The sequence below is a fragment of the Paenibacillus paridis genome, from assembly GCF_006345825.1.
In the GTDB taxonomy this organism is placed as follows: Bacteria; Bacillota; Bacilli; order Paenibacillales; family Paenibacillaceae; genus Pristimantibacillus; species Pristimantibacillus paridis.
The window spans coordinates 24,236-43,947 of the sequence record NZ_VCIX01000058.1 but is presented as its reverse complement, the minus strand read 5'-3'; the positions used below and the strand labels follow the sequence as shown (position 1 = coordinate 43,947).

The 19,712-nt window shown below is 49.7% G+C and carries 10 protein-coding genes, 12 tRNA genes and 1 rRNA gene; 21 read left to right on the top strand and 2 right to left on the bottom strand.

Going from position 1 to position 19,712, the window contains the following annotated elements:
- The 9 genes from FJQ58_RS02115 to FJQ58_RS02075 all read left to right on the top strand — a co-directional run.
- Positions 1 to 81, top strand: a 23S ribosomal RNA gene (locus FJQ58_RS02115); the annotation flags it as partial.
- A gap of 160 nt (positions 82 to 241) precedes the next feature.
- Positions 242 to 317, top strand: a tRNA-Asn gene (locus FJQ58_RS02110).
- Positions 318 to 321: 4 nt separating this feature from the next.
- A tRNA-Thr gene (locus FJQ58_RS02105) sits at positions 322 to 397 on the top strand.
- Positions 398 to 437: 40 nt separating this feature from the next.
- Positions 438 to 512: transfer RNA gene (locus FJQ58_RS02100), tRNA-Glu, on the top strand.
- A gap of 33 nt (positions 513 to 545) precedes the next feature.
- Positions 546 to 621, top strand: a tRNA-Val gene (locus FJQ58_RS02095).
- 9 nt (positions 622 to 630) lie between these two features.
- Positions 631 to 705, top strand: a tRNA-Gln gene (locus FJQ58_RS02090).
- A gap of 11 nt (positions 706 to 716) precedes the next feature.
- Positions 717 to 792: transfer RNA gene (locus FJQ58_RS02085), tRNA-Lys, on the top strand.
- 53 nt (positions 793 to 845) lie between these two features.
- Positions 846 to 928: transfer RNA gene (locus FJQ58_RS02080), tRNA-Leu, on the top strand.
- Positions 929 to 1,018: 90 nt separating this feature from the next.
- Positions 1,019 to 1,101 (top strand) — tRNA-Leu (locus tag FJQ58_RS02075).
- 200 nt (positions 1,102 to 1,301) lie between these two features.
- On the opposite strand, the gene FJQ58_RS02070 is transcribed toward FJQ58_RS02075, so the two are convergent.
- On the bottom strand, positions 1,302 to 1,664 hold the full coding sequence (locus tag FJQ58_RS02070; RefSeq protein WP_139990784.1) for a helix-turn-helix domain-containing protein: 363 nt from the start codon (positions 1,662 to 1,664) through the stop codon (positions 1,302 to 1,304).
- A 411-nt stretch (positions 1,665 to 2,075) separates the two neighbouring features.
- Between FJQ58_RS02070 and FJQ58_RS02065 the strand changes: the two genes are divergently transcribed.
- From FJQ58_RS02065 to FJQ58_RS02015, 11 genes are all read left to right on the top strand, one after another.
- Positions 2,076 to 4,082, top strand: coding sequence for a chemotaxis protein CheA (locus tag FJQ58_RS02065; RefSeq protein ID WP_139990783.1), 2,007 nt, complete (start codon positions 2,076 to 2,078; stop codon positions 4,080 to 4,082).
- Between the two features lie 13 nt (positions 4,083 to 4,095).
- Positions 4,096 to 4,587: a chemotaxis protein CheW gene (locus tag FJQ58_RS02060; protein WP_139990782.1), complete on the top strand. Its 492-nt coding sequence runs from the start codon at positions 4,096 to 4,098 to the stop codon at positions 4,585 to 4,587.
- Between the two features lie 16 nt (positions 4,588 to 4,603).
- Entirely contained in the window at positions 4,604 to 6,331 is a 1,728-nt protein-coding gene (locus FJQ58_RS02055) for a methyl-accepting chemotaxis protein (protein ID WP_139990781.1), read from the top strand.
- 2 nt (positions 6,332 to 6,333) lie between these two features.
- Positions 6,334 to 7,152: a CheR family methyltransferase gene (locus FJQ58_RS02050; protein ID WP_139990780.1), complete on the top strand. Its 819-nt coding sequence runs from the start codon at positions 6,334 to 6,336 to the stop codon at positions 7,150 to 7,152.
- 60 nt (positions 7,153 to 7,212) lie between these two features.
- Positions 7,213 to 8,214: a protein-glutamate methylesterase/protein-glutamine glutaminase gene (locus FJQ58_RS02045; RefSeq protein WP_238403734.1), complete on the top strand. Its 1,002-nt coding sequence runs from the start codon at positions 7,213 to 7,215 to the stop codon at positions 8,212 to 8,214.
- Positions 8,215 to 8,560: 346 nt separating this feature from the next.
- Positions 8,561 to 10,996, top strand: a complete 2,436-nt coding sequence (locus FJQ58_RS02040; RefSeq protein ID WP_139990778.1) for a phosphodiester glycosidase family protein — start codon at positions 8,561 to 8,563, stop codon at positions 10,994 to 10,996.
- A gap of 193 nt (positions 10,997 to 11,189) precedes the next feature.
- Positions 11,190 to 12,047 (top strand): ABC transporter ATP-binding protein, encoded by an 858-nt coding sequence (locus tag FJQ58_RS02035; protein ID WP_139990777.1) that lies wholly within the window; start codon positions 11,190 to 11,192, stop codon positions 12,045 to 12,047.
- Between the two features lie 767 nt (positions 12,048 to 12,814).
- A tRNA-Gly gene (locus FJQ58_RS02030) sits at positions 12,815 to 12,889 on the top strand.
- A gap of 8 nt (positions 12,890 to 12,897) precedes the next feature.
- Positions 12,898 to 12,974, top strand: a tRNA-Arg gene (locus FJQ58_RS02025).
- A gap of 34 nt (positions 12,975 to 13,008) precedes the next feature.
- A tRNA-Pro gene (locus FJQ58_RS02020) sits at positions 13,009 to 13,085 on the top strand.
- Between the two features lie 14 nt (positions 13,086 to 13,099).
- Positions 13,100 to 13,173: transfer RNA gene (locus FJQ58_RS02015), tRNA-Gly, on the top strand.
- A gap of 507 nt (positions 13,174 to 13,680) precedes the next feature.
- Here the strand turns inward: FJQ58_RS02015 and FJQ58_RS32495 are convergent.
- Entirely contained in the window at positions 13,681 to 13,836 is a 156-nt protein-coding gene (locus FJQ58_RS32495) for a hypothetical protein (RefSeq protein WP_202915195.1), read from the bottom strand.
- 311 nt (positions 13,837 to 14,147) lie between these two features.
- Between FJQ58_RS32495 and FJQ58_RS32810 the strand changes: the two genes are divergently transcribed.
- Positions 14,148 to 19,469 carry a choice-of-anchor I family protein gene (locus FJQ58_RS32810; RefSeq protein ID WP_238403732.1) on the top strand — a complete coding sequence of 1,774 codons (5,322 nt, stop codon included), beginning with the start codon at positions 14,148 to 14,150 and terminating at the stop codon, positions 19,467 to 19,469.
- Positions 19,470 to 19,712: the final 243 nt, after the last annotated feature.

Below are 19,712 nucleotides of genomic sequence, written 5' to 3'. Positions count from 1 at the left end.
ACGACGAGGTTGATAGGTTCGGGGTGGAAGCACAGCAATGTGTGGAGCTGACGAATACTAATCGGTCGAGGGCTTATCCTAAACACGTTTACTCGGGCCCATACATCCGGTAGACAGCAGCAACAAGGCTTCAGCAAGCCTAATCTTTCGTATCCAGTTTTCAGGGCGTAATACCCTGGTTTTCAACCGTGCCTCTTTTGCAGTTGAAGCTCTTGGAGACATTCAACGCAAATAGCAATGTTCCCTGATAGCTCAGTTGGTAGAGCACTCGACTGTTAATCGAGTTGTCACAGGTTCGAGTCCTGTTCGGGGAGCCATTATGCTCTCATAGCTCAGTAGGTAGAGTGCATCCATGGTAAGGATGAGGTCACCGGTTCGATCCCGGTTGAGAGCTCCAGAATACTTTCAACTGCAAGGACAAGCTTCAATTTTAGTATGGCCCGTTGGTCAAGTGGTTAAGACACCTCCCTTTCACGGAGGTAACAGGGGTTCGAGTCCCCTACGGGTCACCAATTACCTTTTTCACAAAGGGCGCCTCAACACTTGGACGCTTAGCTCAGCTGGGAGAGCATCTGCCTTACAAGCAGAGGGTCGGCGGTTCGATCCCGTCAGCGTCCACCATATCGCTGCTGGGGATTAGCCAAGCGGTAAGGCAACGGACTTTGACTCCGTCATTCTCAGGTTCGATCCCTGAATCCCCAGCCATTTTATAGCATGAGTCATTAGCTCAGTTGGTAGAGCACCTGACTTTTAATCAGGGTGTCGTAGGTTCGAATCCTACATGACTCACCATTTTTTATNTAGGTTCGAATCCTACATGACTCACCATTTTTTATCTCACATGCGCGCGTATGGCGGAATTGGCAGACGCACTAGACTTAGGATCTAGCGGGCGACCGTGGGGGTTCAAGTCCCTCTACGCGCACCATCTTTAACACCCTTCATCGGGAAGCGTTCAGTATGTCAACTGAACAAGGTAGGTGGAACTCCTACAACCTAGCAGTTGTTTTACCTTAATGCGCGTATGGCGGAATTGGCAGACGCACCAGACTTAGGATCTGGCGGGCGACCGTGGGGGTTCAAGTCCCTCTACGCGCACCATATTTTCAAACACAGCTTTCAGGATCTTTTGATCTTGGAAGCTTTTTTTATTGTATTGCCAGATTGCCGCCCAGCAGATCATTTGATCTGCTGGTTATTTGTGTTTCATTCATCTGCAGCGGTTTAATGTCGTATGCGAATAGGAAAGGAATAGAGCGATTTCAAGATTAACGAAGATGCGTAAGTAGGTTTTAGGTTCATCATGGTACTTTAGATAAATGGGCCAACCTGGTAGCAAGACCGATCATTAGAAGCTGATCCTCAGCAGAAAGGGATTGAAACAGCTCTGTTAGAGGGGAAGGAGGAGCATCATGCTGAGCATTGGCTTGCTGCTTTGCAGGAATGGAAGTGGAAGTAGTTTGGCCGAGCAGCAGCCAGTCTAGTGAAACGTGGAATGTGGTTGCAATGGAAATAAGAGCTTTTGCGCCAGGAATGGAGGTTCTGCTTTCACTTTCCCAGTCGCCAACATTGCCGGGAGATACAGAAATTAGCTTGGCAAATTCCATCATGGTAAGTCCCTTATCCAGTCTTAATTGTTTAAGTCTTTGTTTAATATCATGCATGAAGAGACCCCCTAAGTAGTTATGCGTCAATGTAAGTTTTGACAAAAGCAGACACTTTCTAAACGCATATTCGTAATTACGATTAAATGTTGCAATTAATCGTAATTACGAATATAATTTGTCTAATAGCACGTATCTTGACGAATAAGCTCTGCATATGGAGAAGAATGTAGAATTTTCATAAACGCGCAAAAAGAACCTCGTGAAGCAAAGGTTCAATGCAGTCCTTTCCTATGATTAGCAGCCATTAACTCGTTAATCGGATGATGATGAAGTTGTTCATTTTTGCAGATCTACAACCATAAATAATTCTTCGTTTGTATGGCTACTTCCTTTGTTTCAGATATAAATCTCCATTATTGTATACGCGACAGATAAGTTCCTCCTAGCAGATGAGAAAGAGGGATAATGATGAATGGCAGAGATTTAAGCGATCCGATCATGGAAATGTATCTATTTGAATCCTCTCAGCTATTGGAACAGCTGGAGACGACAATTCTCGATTGCGAGCAAGCTGCTTCTTTTTCAGCGCATGCCGTGAACGAAATTTTCCGTCATATGCATACTCTTAAAGGTTCGGCGGCCATGATGCAATATATGGGGATAGCCGAGGTTGCCCATGCGATTGAGGATTTGTTTCATTTTATAAGAGAAAACATTGAGCAGCAGCTCGATTACCGTTTACTTTCCGACCTTGTTCTGAAAGTCGGGGATTTCATTAAAGCGGAAATAAATAAAATTTCATTCGGACATCATCCGGAGGAATCAGCAACGAGCATTATTGCATCTATTAAACAATATTTGGACGAGTTGAAGCAGGCGAAGGATTCCGGGATGAATGCCTATAAGGCGCATATTCGGTTCCAACAGGACTGTGAAATGGAAAATATTCGAGCGTTTAACGTTATTCACCGCTTAAAGGACATATCGAGAAGCTTTCACCATGACCCGCCTGATCTTCTTGAGGACGAGAAAAGTATTGAAGCCATCCGTAAACAAGGGTTTCATATCTTTTTTGAGTCGGATAAAAGCTATCAGGAGGTTCATGGTTTTTTCATGGAGACCGCTTTTCTTGAGCAGTTGGACTTATCGCATTCAGAGCCTATAGGGGTGCAAGTGGTTATAGCAGTGGAAGAGGCAGATGAATCTATAGAGCTGCCAGATTGGCCGGAAGAACGCGAGATGCAAGGGAAGCTGGAGAGTTCTTCACGCAATGCTGTTATCAGCGTAAGTGTAAGCAAGCTGGATCAGCTGCTTGATCTGGTTGGAGAGTTGGTCATTGCCGAGGCAATGGTTTCGCGCAGGGAGTCTTCGGGTGATTTGGAAGATGGTACATCTTATCATAAAGCATCGGGACAGCTGCGGAAAATAACTGGCGAGCTGCAGGACATCGTCATGTCTATACGGATGGTGCCGCTTGTCTCTACCTTTCACAAAATGAGAAGAGTAGCTCGCGATATGTGCCAGAAGCTGAATAAAGATGTCGACATTCGCATTATTGGCGAGGATACGGAGCTGGATAAAAATATCATTGACCAAATTTCGGACCCGCTGATGCATCTAGTAAGAAATGCGCTGGACCATGGAATAGAATCAACGGACGAGCGCGTCAAAACAGGGAAGAACGGTTCTGGCAGCATTACACTAGAGGCTAAAAATACCGGAGGCTACGTTGAAATCGTGGTTGCGGATGATGGGAAGGGTTTGAATCTAGACCAGATCGTAGCGAGAGCCAGAGAAAACGGATTGTTAGGAGAACAGGACGCCAATTTAACCGAGAAAGAACTATACGGAATGATCTTTTTGCCGGGTTTTTCTACAAAAGAGAGAATTACCGAATTTAGCGGCAGAGGGGTCGGCATGGATGTTGTCTCCCGCAATATAGAAGGTGTTGGCGGCGTTATCTCCGTGGAGAGCAAATGGCTTGCTGGAACGAGCATCACCATGAAAATTCCATTAACGCTAGCCATTATTGATGGCATGAACGTTAGAGTGGGCACTGCTAATTATACGGTGCCGACCACCTCAATCAAGGAGTCGTTTAAGCCAAAGCTTTCCGACATCATTACAGATCCCGATGGCAACGAAATGATCATGGTACGAGGACATTGCTATCCCATTTTGCGTCTGCATGAACGGTTTCATTCCCATAACGGCCTCACCTCATTTGAAGCAGGCATATTCGTCATGTTGGAGCAGGACGGCAAAAGCCTCTGCCTGTTCGTTGACGAACTGCTAGGCCAACAGCAGGTCGTAGTTAAAACGCTGCCCCGTTACATTAAACAGGTGATTCAAAGGGAAGGGCTTGCGGGCTGCACGCTGCTGGGCGACGGGAGTATTAGCCTAATTCTTGACGTAGCAGATCTGATGGGAACGAATCGGAATCGAGGCATGCAAGCATTAGCCCATAACAGATGAAGGGATGATTAGGATGACAGGACACTCAGCCTTTGACAGCAGCTATGAGGAGGACGCCCAGAAGGATAAGTTTCTGACCTTTTCGCTAGGCAACGAGCTGTACGGCATTGAGATTAAGCATGTGATTGAAATCATAGGCATCCAGACCATTACGGAGGTACCCGAGCTTCCTGATTTTGTTCGCGGCATTATTAATTTGCGGGGTAAAATTATTCCGGTCATGGATGTGCGCTTGCGGTTCAAGAAGCCATTCCTCGAATACAACGACAGAACCTGTATTGTTGTCATCGAAATGAGAGAGACGTCGGTCGGTCTTATTGTCGACAGCGTCTCGGAGGTATTGTCTGTTCCAGCGGCAGATATTGTACCTCCACCGGAAGCCGGCGGGGGCTTAAACCGTTATATTCAGGGGATTGGCAAATCAGGCACTGCGGTGATGCTGCTGCTCGATTGCGACAAGCTGCTGCACGACCATGAAGTGGAACGGTTATTACTAGCTGAATAAATGGAGGAATAAGAGAATGAAATGGTTTTACGATATGAAAATTGGCAAGAAGCTTACTTCTTCATTTATTGTTGTTGCACTAATGGCTGGTGTTGTAGGTATCGTAGGAATTACGAATTTGAGAAGCATCGATAAAAACTATTCCGAGCTTTATGAGCAGTTTGGAAAGTCGGTTGGCGAGCTAGGCATGATCGGCATGAATTTTCAAAATATCCGAGCGCTTGTCAGGGATTCCTTGCTTCGCTCTGACACGGCCCAGCATAAAGCGAACACGGATGAAATTAATCTTTTGGTCAAGCAAACCGATAGCCTAATTGCTACCTTTGAGCAGAGCATTCAAACCGAGGATGCCCGGATTAAATTTGGCCAGCTTAAGGATACGCTTAAGGAGTACCGGCAGTATCAGGACCGTATTGTTGCCTTTGCAGAGGCAGGGCAGCTGGAGCAAGGCTTGCGGGAGCTTGATGCGGGAGCGGTTGTGTCTGAAAAAGTGGATACGATGATCGATGACTTGTTTAACGAAAAGAATACGGAAGGTAACCGTCGTTCCATCGTGTACTCCGATACATCAAAAACGACGATTTTATCTATGCTGATCATCGTAGTCATTGCGATGCTTGCTGCGATTTTACTTGGCCTCTTTATCTCACGGATGATCAGCAGCCCGATTCGCAAGCTTGTCGCATCGGCTGACCGGATCGCGGATGGCGATTTGAATCTGACCGTTGAGGTGGATACGAAGGATGAGGTCGGCGTTCTGGCTGCCGCCTTTGGCAAGATGACCGATAATATGAATGAAGTGTTGTCCAATATACAAAGCGCGTCGGAGCAGGTGTCTACAGGCGCGAGGCAGGTCTCTGAGTCGAGTATCGTTCTCTCGCAAGGGGCATCAGAGCAAGCGAGTTCCGTAGAACAGCTTACCGCTTCTCTAGAAGAAATTGCTGCGCAAACCAAATTGAACGCTGAGAATGCTGTTCAGGCTAATGTGCTGGCGGAACAAGCAAGAGGAAACGCACAGCAAGGCAATGAACGTATGCGGCAGATGTTAAATGCTATGGAAGACATTAATACGTCCTCAGGCAGTATTTCCAAAATCATTAAGGTCATTGATGAAATTGCATTTCAGACGAACATACTGGCTTTAAATGCGGCTGTTGAGGCGGCTAGGGCTGGCCAGCACGGAAGAGGCTTCGCCGTTGTAGCTGAAGAGGTTCGTAATTTGGCAGCTCGCTCTGCGAGTGCAGCCAAGGAAACAACGGATATGATCGAAGGCTCGATCCGGAAGGTCGAGGATGGAACCAAGATAGCGAACGAGACAGCAGCAGCGTTGGATCAGATTGTAGAAGGTGTCGCTAAGGTGGCTCATTTGGTCAGCAGCATTTCCGAAGCCTCGACCGAGCAAGCTACCGGGGTTGCCCAGATTAACCAAGGCATCATGCAGGTATCACAGGTTGTCCAGACGAATTCAGCGACATCTGAGGAGAGCGCTGCGGCCTCGGAGGAGCTGACTGGACAAGCGGAGATGCTAAAGGAACAGGTTAGCCGGTTCGTGCTGCGCAAAGCGGCGCGCTCTGCCTCTTATAGGGAGTATGAACAGCTCGATGCGGAAATGCTGCGGATGCTGGAGAACATGTCTGGTAAAGCAAGAACCAAAAGGGATAATCCCGATAGCTACCAGGCTGAAGCAGCCGCAGCAAGAAGCGGTACGATTCTTCTCAGTGATCGCGAGTTCGGGAAATATTAACGATGATCGCGATTACCGACGAAGAATTCAGGAAGCTGGCCAGCTATATCAAGAACAAGTTCGGAATTAATTTAAAGCATGAGAAGAAGACGCTGTTGGCGGCCCGCCTCCAGCGTCATTTGCTCGAACAGGGCTTCTCTAGCTTTGCTCAATATTTTTCCTATGTGTCAGCCGATGGGAGCGGAGCGTCCGATCTTGTGCTCGCTGATAAAATTACAACGAATCATACTTACTTTATGAGGGAAGCAAATCATTTTTATTATTTTAGGGATAAGGTGCTGCCGAGCTTGAGCTGTTCTATTCGTGATCTGGATTTACGTACCTGGAGTGCGGGCTGCTCTTCTGGAGAGGAGCCCTATACGTTAGCCATGCTGATTGATGAATATTTTGGAGCGAGAAAGCTCGGCTGGAATGCACAGGTGCTGGCTACTGATCTCTCTGCCGAGGTATTGGACACAGCGATAAGAGGCGTTTATACGAATGAGGCGTTGAAGGAGGTTCCTCCGCAGTGGAGAACCAGCTATTTCCGCAAAATAAACGATGAGCAGCTAGCAGTCGCGGATAGGATCAAGCAGGAAATCATTTTCCGGAAATTTAATTTAATGCAATCAACCTTTCCGTTCAAACGCAGGTTTCATGTTATTTTCTGCCGGAATGTCATGATCTATTTTGATACGGAAACGAAGCGGGAGCTAGTCAGAAAGTTTTATGAGCTGACTGAGCCCGGGGGCTATTTGTTTATTGGACATTCAGAGTCGCTGGAGCGGGACAAAACCGATTATACCTATGTAATGCCCTCGGTATACCGGAAAGAGCTATAGGCGCAAGCGCTAGGTAAAGGAGGTCGATGATCCATTCGAACGGTACGCAATCCAATCAAGGTGCTCGTTATTGACGACTCTCTTCTCTTTCGGGAAGTGCTGACAAGGGGGCTCTCTTCGGATCCGGCGATCCAAGTGGTTGCCGCAGCGAAGGACCCTTTCGAAGCGCGGGATAAAATTCTGGGATATAGGCCGGATGTGCTTACCTGCGATATTGAGATGCCGGGCATGAACGGAATTGAATTTATCCGCCGGCTGCTTCCGCAATATCCGCTGCCCATCGTTACGGTCAGCTCGGTTAGCGAGGCGGCATTGGACGCGCTAAAGGCGGGGGCTGTCGAGTTCGTAGCGAAGCCAAGCATGGCAACGCCCCAGCGGATGGAGCTGTTCCTGCTGGAGCTCATCCGTGTCATTAAAGCCGCTTCACAGGCGAAGCTTATTCAGAGAACCAGCTTGGCTCTGCGCAGTGATAGGCTGCCGCAGCCAATCAAGAGCGCGAATCGCCTCGTCGTCGTGGGAGCTTCCACCGGCGGAACGGAAGCGATCCATACCTTGTTGAAGGGTTTGCCCGTAAACGCGCCTGGCATGGTCATCGTACAGCATATACCGCCCGTATTCTCCCGTATGTTCGCGGAGCGATTGAACCTCGCCGTCGCGATGAACGTAAAGGAAGCGGAAGATGGCGACTACGTGCAGGAAGGCACGGTACTCATTGCGCCGGGCGACAAGCATGTCACGCTCGTTAAGGCAGGGGATCGCTGGAGAGCGGAATGCCGAAGCGGGGAGAAGGTGAGCGGCCATTGTCCATCCGTCGACATACTATTTGAATCGGCTGCGAGGGCAGCAGGCGACCGGGGCATTGGCATTATTTTGACAGGCATGGGACAGGACGGCGCCCGTGGCTTGCTAGCTATGCGGAACAAGGGAGCCCGAACGATCGCACAAGACGAGAAAACCTCGGTCGTATACGGAATGCCTAAAGCAGCCTATGAGCTTGGGGCGGTAGAGGTGCGCTCGGCGCTGCCGGATATTTCACGTGTAGTCCTCGCTTTGCTCTCGTAATCCTAACCTTGTCATAGATGGAAACTCTCTCGTCAATTAATGTTGAATTTGCAGGAAGCAAACCAACTGAATGTAGTCATGCCAATGAAGCTGCTTTGCCTGATATTCTGACGCCCTCCTAGAATGAATAAGATAGGGCTAAGTATAAAGATGCTGATAGGGGGCTTCGGGGTCAATGGCAGCAGATAAATGAAGACGTAGAGCAAGGAAAGCGAAGCCCCTTTTATATCCATATTTTACTTAATTGATTTGAAGCTGCAAGTTGTTCTTCATTTTTAATATGTCTTTGTCGATATAGTTCATTGGGACTATTTGGAATAAGCATATATAAGGGAGTGCAGCTTTGATGCAGCGAGATTGGATTGCATGGGGAAGAAAAGGAATAGCGGCGCTATTGATAGCGTCTATGGGTATAAGTTATGCCGGAAGCGGGGCAGCTGCCGCCGCGGCAAATGAAACCGTCACGGTTAAAGCGGCGGAAGGCAAAGCGGTTAGCGCCACAACCGCAACGGTCAATAAGGCGGAAATCGAATATTGGCGTTACGCAGCCGAAGGATCGCTTCATCCGGCGCTAGCTTTGTCGAACGGGAACCTGTTCACCGCTGCCGCGAACGGCTGGGTGACCATCGTTAGCAGTGCGGGCAAAGAAGTGAAGCGCATCAATACCTATACGAATTTGTCAGCTCCGGCGCTGAACGGGAAACGCAAAATATTCGTTGCTGGCAAAAGCGCGCGGCTTTATCAATACGATGAAGCGGGAAACGGCGGTCAGGCCGGTATTTTTTATTTTAAAGGCAAGACCGAAAATCTTCAGCCGTCTGCAATCGTAACGGATGCGCAGGGGCTCCCTTATTTCGCGTATCAGCATGCGATTCTGTCGTTAGATGAAGCGGGCGAGAAGCAGGCGGCGCTGCTTCCGGAGGGCGTGAGCGTGAAGGAGCTTGCCGCGGGCAAGAGCGGCGTATATGCGCTTGGCAGCAACGGCGCGCTGTATGCGGTGCGCGGCGGAGCTGTAGTCTGGGAAGCGGCTCTGGAACAGCCGCTGCTTGGGGCTAAGCTAGCCGCCGACCGGGTTAGCGGCGGTGTTCTGCTGCTTGGGGGCAAAGCGGTCGCTGCGTATGAAGAGGACGGTAAAGTCCGATTCACGCGCGAGCTTGCGGCGGCGCCCGCAGGCGGCTGGACATCCCCGGTGCTTCTGCCCGGGGATGCGGGAGCTGTCGTTGCCGCTGAGCTTGGCGGCAACGGCATTGCTGCGTTCCGCCTCGCAGACGGGGCGGAACTATGGCGCATCAGCGCCGCCGGGGCCGGGGGCTTCGGCCCTGCGGCGCTGGCGCCGGATGCTGCCGCCGGCATCGTGCTGGCCGGCGGCCGATCCGGCGCTGTGTACGCGATCGACGGCTCCGCCAAGTCGATCTTGTACACCTACGGCGGGCACGCCGCGGTTCCCGCGAGCGGCGTGACGCCGATGGGCGGCGGACGCTTTGCGTATACGTCCGCCAGCAAGCTGATCGCAGCGGGGCCGGTTCGCCCCGTCGCGATTGCCTACGCAGCGGCGACGCTTAAGCTGCCGCTGGATACAAGGCTCCTGCTCACGGACAAGCTGAAGCTGTCCGATCCCGTCGCCCTCAGCTTCCGCTCCGACAATGCCGCGATCGTTCGCATTACGGAGAAGGGCATCGTAACCCCGATTGCGGCGGGCTCCGCAAATCTTTATGTGGATGTCAGTGCGAGCGGCTACAAGGGCCAGCTCAAGCTTCCTGTCCAAGTGACTGCTTCGGCTTCTAAGCTAAAGGTGAAGCATGAAGCGAAGAAGGTCAGCATATCAGGCAAATCCTACACGGTTCAAACGGTGGTCATTCCTAAGGGAATTCCGATGACCGCAGGTCTGGCAAGCCGCAAGGTTGGCGTTGTCCAGCCGCTTGCTTCGATTGCGAAAGCCTACAATGCTGACGCTGCCATCAACGGCACGTACTTCGAAGCCTACGGCGGCATCCCCGAGCCGTATGGTACCCTCATTGCAGACGGCAATGTGGAGCATATCGGCAATACGGGAACAGCGATCGGTTTTACATGGGATGGGACGGTGGTCATGGATACGCTGCGTGTGAAGCTGCTGGGCGGCACGAACGGTTTGTTCAAATCGCCGAATAACTGGTATGTGTATTTCATAAACCGTACGCCCGTAGCAGGCGGTTCATCCGCGATTATGTTTACCCCGAAGCGGGGCGCTAAGCTCGGCTTTGCGCTTGGGACGGCTGTTACCGTCAGCAAAGGCGTCGTGACCAAAATAAGCAAAAAAGAAAATGTGAGCATTCCTGCAGACGGATATGTTCTCGTCTTTACAGGCTCGGAAGAGAAGCTTGCCGAACGATTTAAGGTCGGCACTTTGGTGGACTATAAGACGGAAATGACAAACTTGTCCAATACGCCGATTGCCTGGTCGCGCGTTCATACAGCCGTTGGCGCTGGTCCAAGGCTAGTGAAGGACGGGAAGCTGGCGATCAACCCAGCGGGCGAAGGCTTCAGCAGCTCCAAAATTTTAACAGACTCCGCAGCGAGAAGCGGCGTTCTTGTTAAAAAGGACGGAACCGTCATCCTGGCGACCGTACCTCAGGCAACCATGAAGCAGTGGGGACAAATTATGCTGCAGCTAGGTGCTGAGCAGGCGATGAACTTGGATGGCGGAGCTTCTTCGGGCATGTATGCGCACGGCAAGCTGATTACGACGCCAGGCAGGCTGATAAGCAATGGGCTCGTATTTGGTACAAAGTTGAAATGGTAACGTAAGCAGCGTTTTTGCCGCCCTTATGCAGGGCGGTCTTTATTTTGTCACATAGATTTAGATTGACTTTTACCGTGAGAAACATTATCATTAAGTCGTCAATGATAATCGTTATCATTTTTCGTTGCTAAACGAAATAAACATATATTTTAGAAGGTGTCTGCCTCGGCAGCGGAAGGAGCGTGCATGTCCAATGATTCGTCTAACGACTTCGGGTCTTGATATTGGTTATGATGATCGTCTTATCGTCAAGAACTTAAACATTGCTATACCTCAAGGGAAAATAACGGCGCTTGTAGGAGCCAATGGCTCGGGGAAATCTACGATTTTGAAAACGATGGCCCGTATTATGAGCCCGTCCCAAGGCAGTGTTCTTTTGGACGGTAAATCCATTCATAAGCAATCAACGAAGGAAGTGGCGAAGCAGCTGGCCATTTTGCCGCAAAACCCGACCGCACCAGACGGACTGACGGTAGCTGAGCTCGTATCGTATGGACGTTTTCCATACCAGAAGGGCTTCGGCTCGATGACCAAGGAAGATCGCAGCATCGTCCAATGGGCCATTGAAGCGACGGGCATGACTGATTTCGCGGACCGTCCGGTTGACCATTTGTCAGGCGGTCAGCGTCAACGGGCATGGATCGCGATGTCGCTTGCACAGGAGACTGACATTCTGTTCTTGGATGAGCCAACAACGTTCCTTGATATGGCGCATCAGCTTGAAGTGCTGCACTTGCTCCAAAAGCTGAACGCAACGAACAACCGTACGGTGGTCATGGTCGTGCATGATTTGAATCATGCGACACGCTATGCTCATCACATGATCGCAATTAAGACAGGCGTTGTCGTTGGTGAAGGAACGCCAGCAGAAGTAATGACACCGGATATTATGCGTGAAGTGTTTAATATTGAAGCTGATATCGTACCGGATCCGCGTACAGGCGTGCCTCTTTGTTTGCCATATGCGCTCGCAGGGCAGCCAGCAGCCGATAAAGTTGTGATGAATAGCCGTGTTGGCCTAGAGAAAACATTAACAGCGGCAGGGGCGTAACTCGCTCCTGTCCTTGTTTAAAGCAGCTGAGCAGAAGTTTAACTTCTGCTCAGCTGCTTTTTTGTTTGATAAGCTTGCTGTCGCTCTTGTTCGCCCTAAAAGCCCAAGTAAGACGACTACGCAGTTGTGCAGTTGGTTGGCTTATTGGCACACTAACCCTTCATCCTTTTCTCGAGGTTATGTCAGAAGTCAGCTATCCTGCACTTTCACAATAGTTTCCTGTTTATTGAACTATTTTGTTTGTCTATCCTATATGCCTGCATTTAAAATGGCCCATAAGAGCTCTGGATGCTCTATTAAGGTCCATTCCGTTGTACAAGTGCAGGTAGGCGGCAGGTGTTAGCGGAATTGAGCAGCTAGCCTGCCCAAATACAGGATAGCTGACTTGCAGGGGGCAGTGGTGGATGTGAAGTAAGTGTGAATGGTCGAACGTTAGTGTTGGAGATCAGCCATATGTCGAATGGAATGCAAACGTCGGACTAAATATGACAAGTTTTTATTTGAGGCGTAGGCTGTCGAAGTTTACGAGGGAATGTCAAATGTCTCCGTTTGAGACAGTAGAAATAACGACAAGTCTTACGAGAGCAAAAAGGCTGTTTTTCCGCGCCGTTATACGGTTTTCAAGCAAGCGATTTAGGCGTAGGTAGCGCTTCGAAAAATAATTTAAAACTTTTTTAGAAAAACAGTTGCATTTTGTTTTCAGGGGTGATATATTATTACTTGTCGCCGCGATGTTAAACATCACGAACGACAAACGAAAGTAACGTGCGGAAGTGGCTCAGCGGTAGAGCATCGCCTTGCCAAGGCGAGGGTCGCGGGTTCGATTCCCGTCTTCCGCTCCATAAATTGTGCGGCCTTAGCTCAGCTGGATAGAGCGTTTGACTACGAATCAAAAGGCCAGGAGTTCGAATCTCTTAGGCCGCGCCATTTTCCCAACATTAGACGCAATTCATTTACACTTCGGGACGTAGCTCAGCTTGGTAGAGCACCTGGTTTGGGACCAGGGGGTCGCATGTTCAAATCGTGTCGTCCCGACCATAATCATTTTTTTTGCGGGTGTAGTTCAATGGTAGAACTTTAGCCTTCCAAGCTAATAGCGTGGGTTCGATTCCCATCACCCGCTCCAACTATTTAAACCCGAAAGCCTTGCGCAGCAAGGCTTTTTTTTGTTGTTCCATATTAAACATTTTAAATTATGCGTGGGATGGATGTAAGATAGATTATTGTATCTATCAGATATCTTTAATGGATGTCATTCGAACTTGACCAAGTGATTTAACTGGAATTTTTCCCTATAATTCCAAGGAAATCAGCATTTCTTGAAGTTTAGCTGGAATTTCTCCTGCTAATACCGAGTATTCAATCGAAATTCCAGTAATACGGTTAGATTAACGGGAAGAATTCCCTATAAATATATGATGCGTGTGAATGAGGCCATTTTAGTGGGAGAAATTCCATCTAAATGTGAATGGGTGCTTCAGTTGTGCTAAGTGGGAGCTTTTCGAGCTAACACAATTGAAAGTGGGCTGCCCCTCCCATGGATTTTCATCCATGGAAGGGCAGCCCATTCGTTTTTTTATTTTAAGGAACCATTAGCAGCCTGCATGCATGGAGGCATGAGTTTTCGTATGGTTTAGTAGCCTTTACCGTATCCGCCTGCGCCTACTCCGCCTACGCCACCGTAACCGCCGCCCCAAATACCGCAGCTGCAAGAGATGATGACCAACAATATGAAGAGAACAAGGATAAAGCCGATGCTGTTATTCGCTCCACCAACAAATCCACCCATTAAACATTCACCTCCCAATGTTTAAACTACCATGTAGATTATGCAAATTTAGGTCTCTGTGTTTGGGTGTTTGTACCGTAATGTCGTTTGCCTATGCTTAGCCGAATAAGCGAAGAGATGTATTTTATTATTTTGGTAAACAATGTGCTGACCGGAACTAACCGGTTAATTCAAACAACCCTGTAGCTAAACTTGCTGATGCGCATGTCTACCAGTCCACTCTTTACGAAAGCTTAACGGAAGATTGATATTCACCAAATAATCAATCTTTACAATTAGGCTAACTTATTAGAAATGGGAGTGAGTCGGACTTGAAGATTTATAGCAAAAGGTTGATCTCTTTATTATTGGCCGCTGAAATTACGGCAAGCATGACGCTGGCCGGGGGGCCGGTTATGGCTGAAAGCCTTAAGCCGATAGGGACGCCATACGCAGCCAACAATGCCTACGACATCAGCGTGCCGCATGTGGTCATTAATCAAGTGTACGGTGGCGGACTAGCTGTAGATTCAGGTGTACTGGTATCTCACGGCTTTATTGAGCTTTACAATCCGACCAATAGCGATATTGATCTGAGCGGGTGGTCGCTGCAATACGCAGATCGCGGCTCGAATGCGCAGACTGGCGCTACGAAGGCGTGGGAGAAGCTTAACCTGACGGGTACGATTAAGGCTCACTCCTCCTTTCTAATCACGGGCGCTTCAACAGGAGCGGCAAGCCCGAAGGTGGACCTTACGGGAAAAGCGGACCAAACTTGGGAGCGTTTTATTAATAACAAGGGGCTAAAGGTTGTGCTGATGAGCAATCAGACTTTGCTTACCGAGGTTAATCCATTCCTGACGAAGCCAGAGGGCTACGTGGATATGATTGGTACGGCTAGCAATGACAGCGGCAGTGATATCGACGGTTATGAAACCGCCTACCCAACGGGCTCATCCGAAGGCACGTCGAAGAAAAAGTCGATTCGCCGGAGCAATTTTGCCGATACGGACAATAATAAATTGGATTTCAAGCAAGTGGATTATGAAGCCGTTACGGGAGAGGCACTGCTTGCAGCAGTACCGCGCAGCAGCACGGACGGCGCATGGGGACCTGGCGTGGTTCAGCCTCTGGAACTCCTCTCAACGTCGCTTGCCGACGGTTATGTTGATTCGGCATACTCGGCTGCACTTCAGGCTGCGGGCGGAACAGCGCCATACACGTTTACTGCAACCGGCTTGCCAGCAGGACTTAGCATAAAGACGAATGGTGAGATTTCCGGAACGCCTACAGCTGCTGTATCCCAAGGATCAGTCACGATTACGGTAACAGACAGTACGGCCGGAACACCGCTTAGCATCTCCAAGACGCTTGCCTTGACCGTTAAAGCGGAAATAACGGCCGCCAATCATGTACTAATCAATGAAGTGTATGGTGGGGGCGGGAAGATCAATAAGGACACGCCACCGGTTGCAGCGCCGTATCTTTATGATTTCGTAGAGCTGTACAACCCTACGGCGTCACCGATCTCGCTTGCAGGCTATCATTTGCGATACAGCAATAAAGGGGCAACGACGGTACAAGGCTTTGATTTTGACAATGACGCCGTAATCTTGCCTAATGACTATTATCTAGTTCGCCTTGAGGCGACATGGGGAAATACGAGCGACAAAAATTACGGTGAGGCTTTCGAAGCCGATGCGTATGCAAGCACAAAAGAGCAATCGATCGGCATGTCCGATACGGACGGAACCGTTGAGCTTTTCCAAGGGGCTTACTCGACTTCGGCCGTTGTAGATGCAGTTGGTTTCGGTGCGGTGAAAACCATGCTTCATGAAGGCACTCCCGTAGGCAATGGAGCCTCGCTGCCTGCTGCAGTTAAAGGCGTGCGCCGGATTAACTTCCAGGATTCGGACAATAATGCGGCTGACTTTGCGATTGTGGATCCTTCTCCGACAAAGGCGGGCAAAGCGGAAGGCGAGACCGTTGTTGTTCCGGGCTTCGTCAAGCTGATCGGTTCCCTTCAGAAGCTGACAGCAGATACAAACGTAACCCTAGAAGGCTTGGTAACGACACCCCCTGTGAAGTCGGATAACAGCCAAGTGGAAGCTGTGCGCTACGTTCAATCGTTCACAGGCGCGATTGCTGTAGAGGGAATGGATCCTTCCATTCCGGTAGGAGCTGAGGTGCGCGTGACGGGTACGGCTGGTTTGCGTGAGGGTGAAGTGCGGGTGAAAGGCACGCCGCAGGTAACGAGGCTGAACCATAATGTCTACAGCTTGACGGTCGAGGATACGTTTGACGGCTCGATGCTGGTGGCGGACAAGCTGGCTTCGGTGACGGCTGAAATGTATGGCAGAAGAGTAACGACTACAGGCAAAGCAGTATCGGTTGATGAAACGAAAAAAACGATTAAGCTCGACAACGATATGCTGCTTTATGTTAATGGGGCGCTTCCTAAGCTTACTCTCGGAGATACGGTCCAAGCAACTGGCGTGATCGGCATTTTTGGTGGAGAGGTTCGCCTTTCCGTAGCTAATGCTGGCTCTGACGTGGTCATAAAGCCGGCGTCTGCGGAGTTTAACGATACGTTAAACATTTCGAAGATCGGCGAGTATTCGGTGGGCTTGTCCAATAAGGACGGCGGCGTGGCCGAGATCGTCAAATTCAACAAGGATAACGGGAAATTTTATTTGGTGAATGGATCCGGCAATCCTCCAAGCCTGGATATCGTAGGCCTTGGAAGCGGAAATGGCAACTTGGTCAAAGAGAAAACGATTATTGTGAAGCCTCTTGCGGAGACGGAAGGCTTCTTGTACGGGGATTTGACTAGCGTGGATATCAATACGACAACTAAACGGGTTTCCGTAACGGTACAGGAAATTGACCCGCTTAAAGCTGGTAAAGTACTCGTGCTGGACTATGATGGAAATCTGCTGACCACGTACCCGACAGGCGTACAGCCGGATATGATTAAATCTACGCCGGACGGCAAATATATTTTGACTGCAGATGAAGCGGAGCCGCGCCTGGGGACGACCGATCCAAAGGGCAGCGTAACCATCGTCAATACGGAAACGAAAACGGCCGTTCAAGTGTACTTCGATGATCCTTCCGTCATTGAAGATGGCGTGCATATTCGCGGGCAAGCCGATCCGGCGGATGGCAAGATTAAATCGAGCGGATCGAAAGCTGACGCTCTTTATGATTTGGAGCCGGAATATATTACCTTGTCGGAAGACAATAAGACCGCCTATGTATCGTTGCAGGAAAATAACGCTATAGCGGTGATCGACATAGCGACAAACAAAGTAATAGCTGTGAAGGCGCTTGGCCTTAAAGATTACAACGATCCGCGCAATGCGCTTGATCTGGTCAAAGACGGCGCGATCAAGCTCGAAAATGTGCCGTTCAAAGGCATGTATATGCCTGACGGCATCGCATCTCACACGATTAACGGCCAAACGTACTTGTTCACGGCTAATGAGGGTGATGTAACAGAGTGGCCAAACCGTACCAACGGCACGACGATCGGAGCGATAAAAGGAAGCCTTGACCCTCTTTCCGAGGCGGCCATTTTCCTAAACGGCAAGACGGCTTATGACGGTGTAGAAGTTGCCAGCGATATGGGCAATGACAGCATTTATATGTATGGAGGACGCTCGTTCTCCATCTGGAACGCGGACTCCATGGATCAGGTGTACGATAGTGGCAGCGATTTTGAGGCGATTACTGCAAAACGCTTGCCTGCATATTTCAATACGAGCAACAGCAAGACGGCGCTTGATGACCGCAGCGGCAAGAAAGGCCCAGAGCCGGAAGATATCAAAACTGGGCAAGTAGGCAATAAAGTGCTCGCGTTTGTGGGACTTGAGAGAATCGGCGGTTTTATGACTTACGACGTGACCGACCCGGCGAATGCCAAGTTTGCCAACTATACGAATACGCGTGTGTTTAAAGATAGCCAAGGCAAGGACAATATGGACACGGATACGGGCCCTGAGGGTCTGGAGTTTATTCCGGCAAACATTAGCCCAACGGGAATGCCGCTGCTTCTTGTTGCATATGAGGTTGGTGGCAAGGTAGGGGTGTACCAGCTGAATGTATCAAAAGTAATCCTTGATCAAGCTACGCTAGCGATGAAAGTGGGCGAAGCTGCAGTTAAACTGAATGCAATTGTAGAGCCAGCGGGCGGCAGCTCCGCTACCGCTGTATGGTCATCGTCCAATTCGGCTGTGGCGAAGGTAGATGCAAATGGCAGCGTGACAGCGGTATCTGCAGGTACGGCTGTCATTACGGCGACCAGCGCAGATGGTTACGGTTTGGCGGAGACAAAGGTAACGGTAAGCGAGGGTGCTGTTACGCCTAATCCGACACCTAATCCAACTAACCCAACAACGCCTACATCGCCAACACCAACGCCAGTTCCGGGCAACACGGATACGACGATTGTGAACGGCGACACGGTGAAGTCGGTAACGGTTCTAGAAGCAGCTACGGATAGCAGTGGCAAATCGACAGCAACTGTGAAGTCGAGCCAAGTGGCTGCTGCGCTTGCGGCTCTAAATAAGGCTGGCAGCGGCAAACCGCTAGCCATGGAGTTCAAAGCCAGCGTGGATAAAGCGGCTGCTGCAGCTGCTATCCAATTCGAGAAGGAAGCTGTCGCTCAGCTTGCTTCCAGCGGCTTGCAAGCACTGAGCATCAATACGGGGCTAGGCGTTGTTACCTTTGATGCAAAAGCCATCGGGACACTGACGGCAGCTACAGGAAAAGAAGAATTGTCGATCGAAGTCAAACAAGCCGACAAGTCGACGCTTGGCGAGGCGGCCAAGGCAGTTATCGGCAGCCACCCTGCGTATTCCTTTGATGTGACGGCGGGCAGCAAAGCTGTGACCGACTTGCAGGGCGGCAAAGCCCGTTTGAGCGTTCCTTACACTCTGCAAGCAAATGAAGACAGTTTGGCCATTGTCATTTATTATGTGGCAAGCAACGGTCAGCCCGTCGTTGTGCCTAATAGCGTGTACGATGCGCTGACAGGCCAGGTGTATTTTACCGTAAACCACTTCTCGACTTATGGCATTGGTTACAATCAAGTGCGCTTTAGCGATACGTCAGCTAGCTTCGCCGCGGATTCCATTGCTTACCTTTCCTCCCGGAGCATTATCGGTGGCATGGGAGATGGAAAGTTTGCTCCGAAAGCCAATATTACTAGAGCAGATTTTACGCTCATTTTAGCTAGGATTGCAGGCGTACAACTGGATAGCTACACGGCCTCAAGCTATGCGGATGTGAAGGCAACCGATTATTTCGCAGGAGCGGTGGCTTGGGCTTCTGAGAATGGAATTACCGGCGGCACAGGAAGCGGGAAGTTTGAGCCGCAGGCCAAAATCAGCAGGGAACAGTTGGTTGCTATGATCGTAAGATTCGCAGATGTGATGAGTTATAAATTACCAACTGCTGCAAGCGCACAGGCTTTTGCGGATGAATCGGCGATTAGCGCTTTTGCGAAGGAAGCAGCTGCCATCGTTCAGCAAGCGGGAATTATTAACGGCAAACCGGCAGCAAATAACGCAAGCAACTTTGCTCCGAAGGACGCGGCCACCCGTGAAGAAGCAGCAAAAATGCTCGCGAAATTGATTCAACTAATGGCTTAAAAGCAGCAGCAGCCTTGAACCGAGCCGTCTTTCCTTGAAAGGCGGTTCGGTTTTTTTTTTATCAGAATTTAGTTATTTTATAGGGTAAAATAGTCTGCTATTTCGCCACGCAATCGGCAGTAGCCACAAAAAGACGTCAACAGCCGATTGCGTTTGCATCGTTATCGATTCATTCTGAGCGCAAGAAAGAGAGCAAGCTGCCCACGGCTACGCGGCTGATTTGATTTTTAACGGATTGGCGGG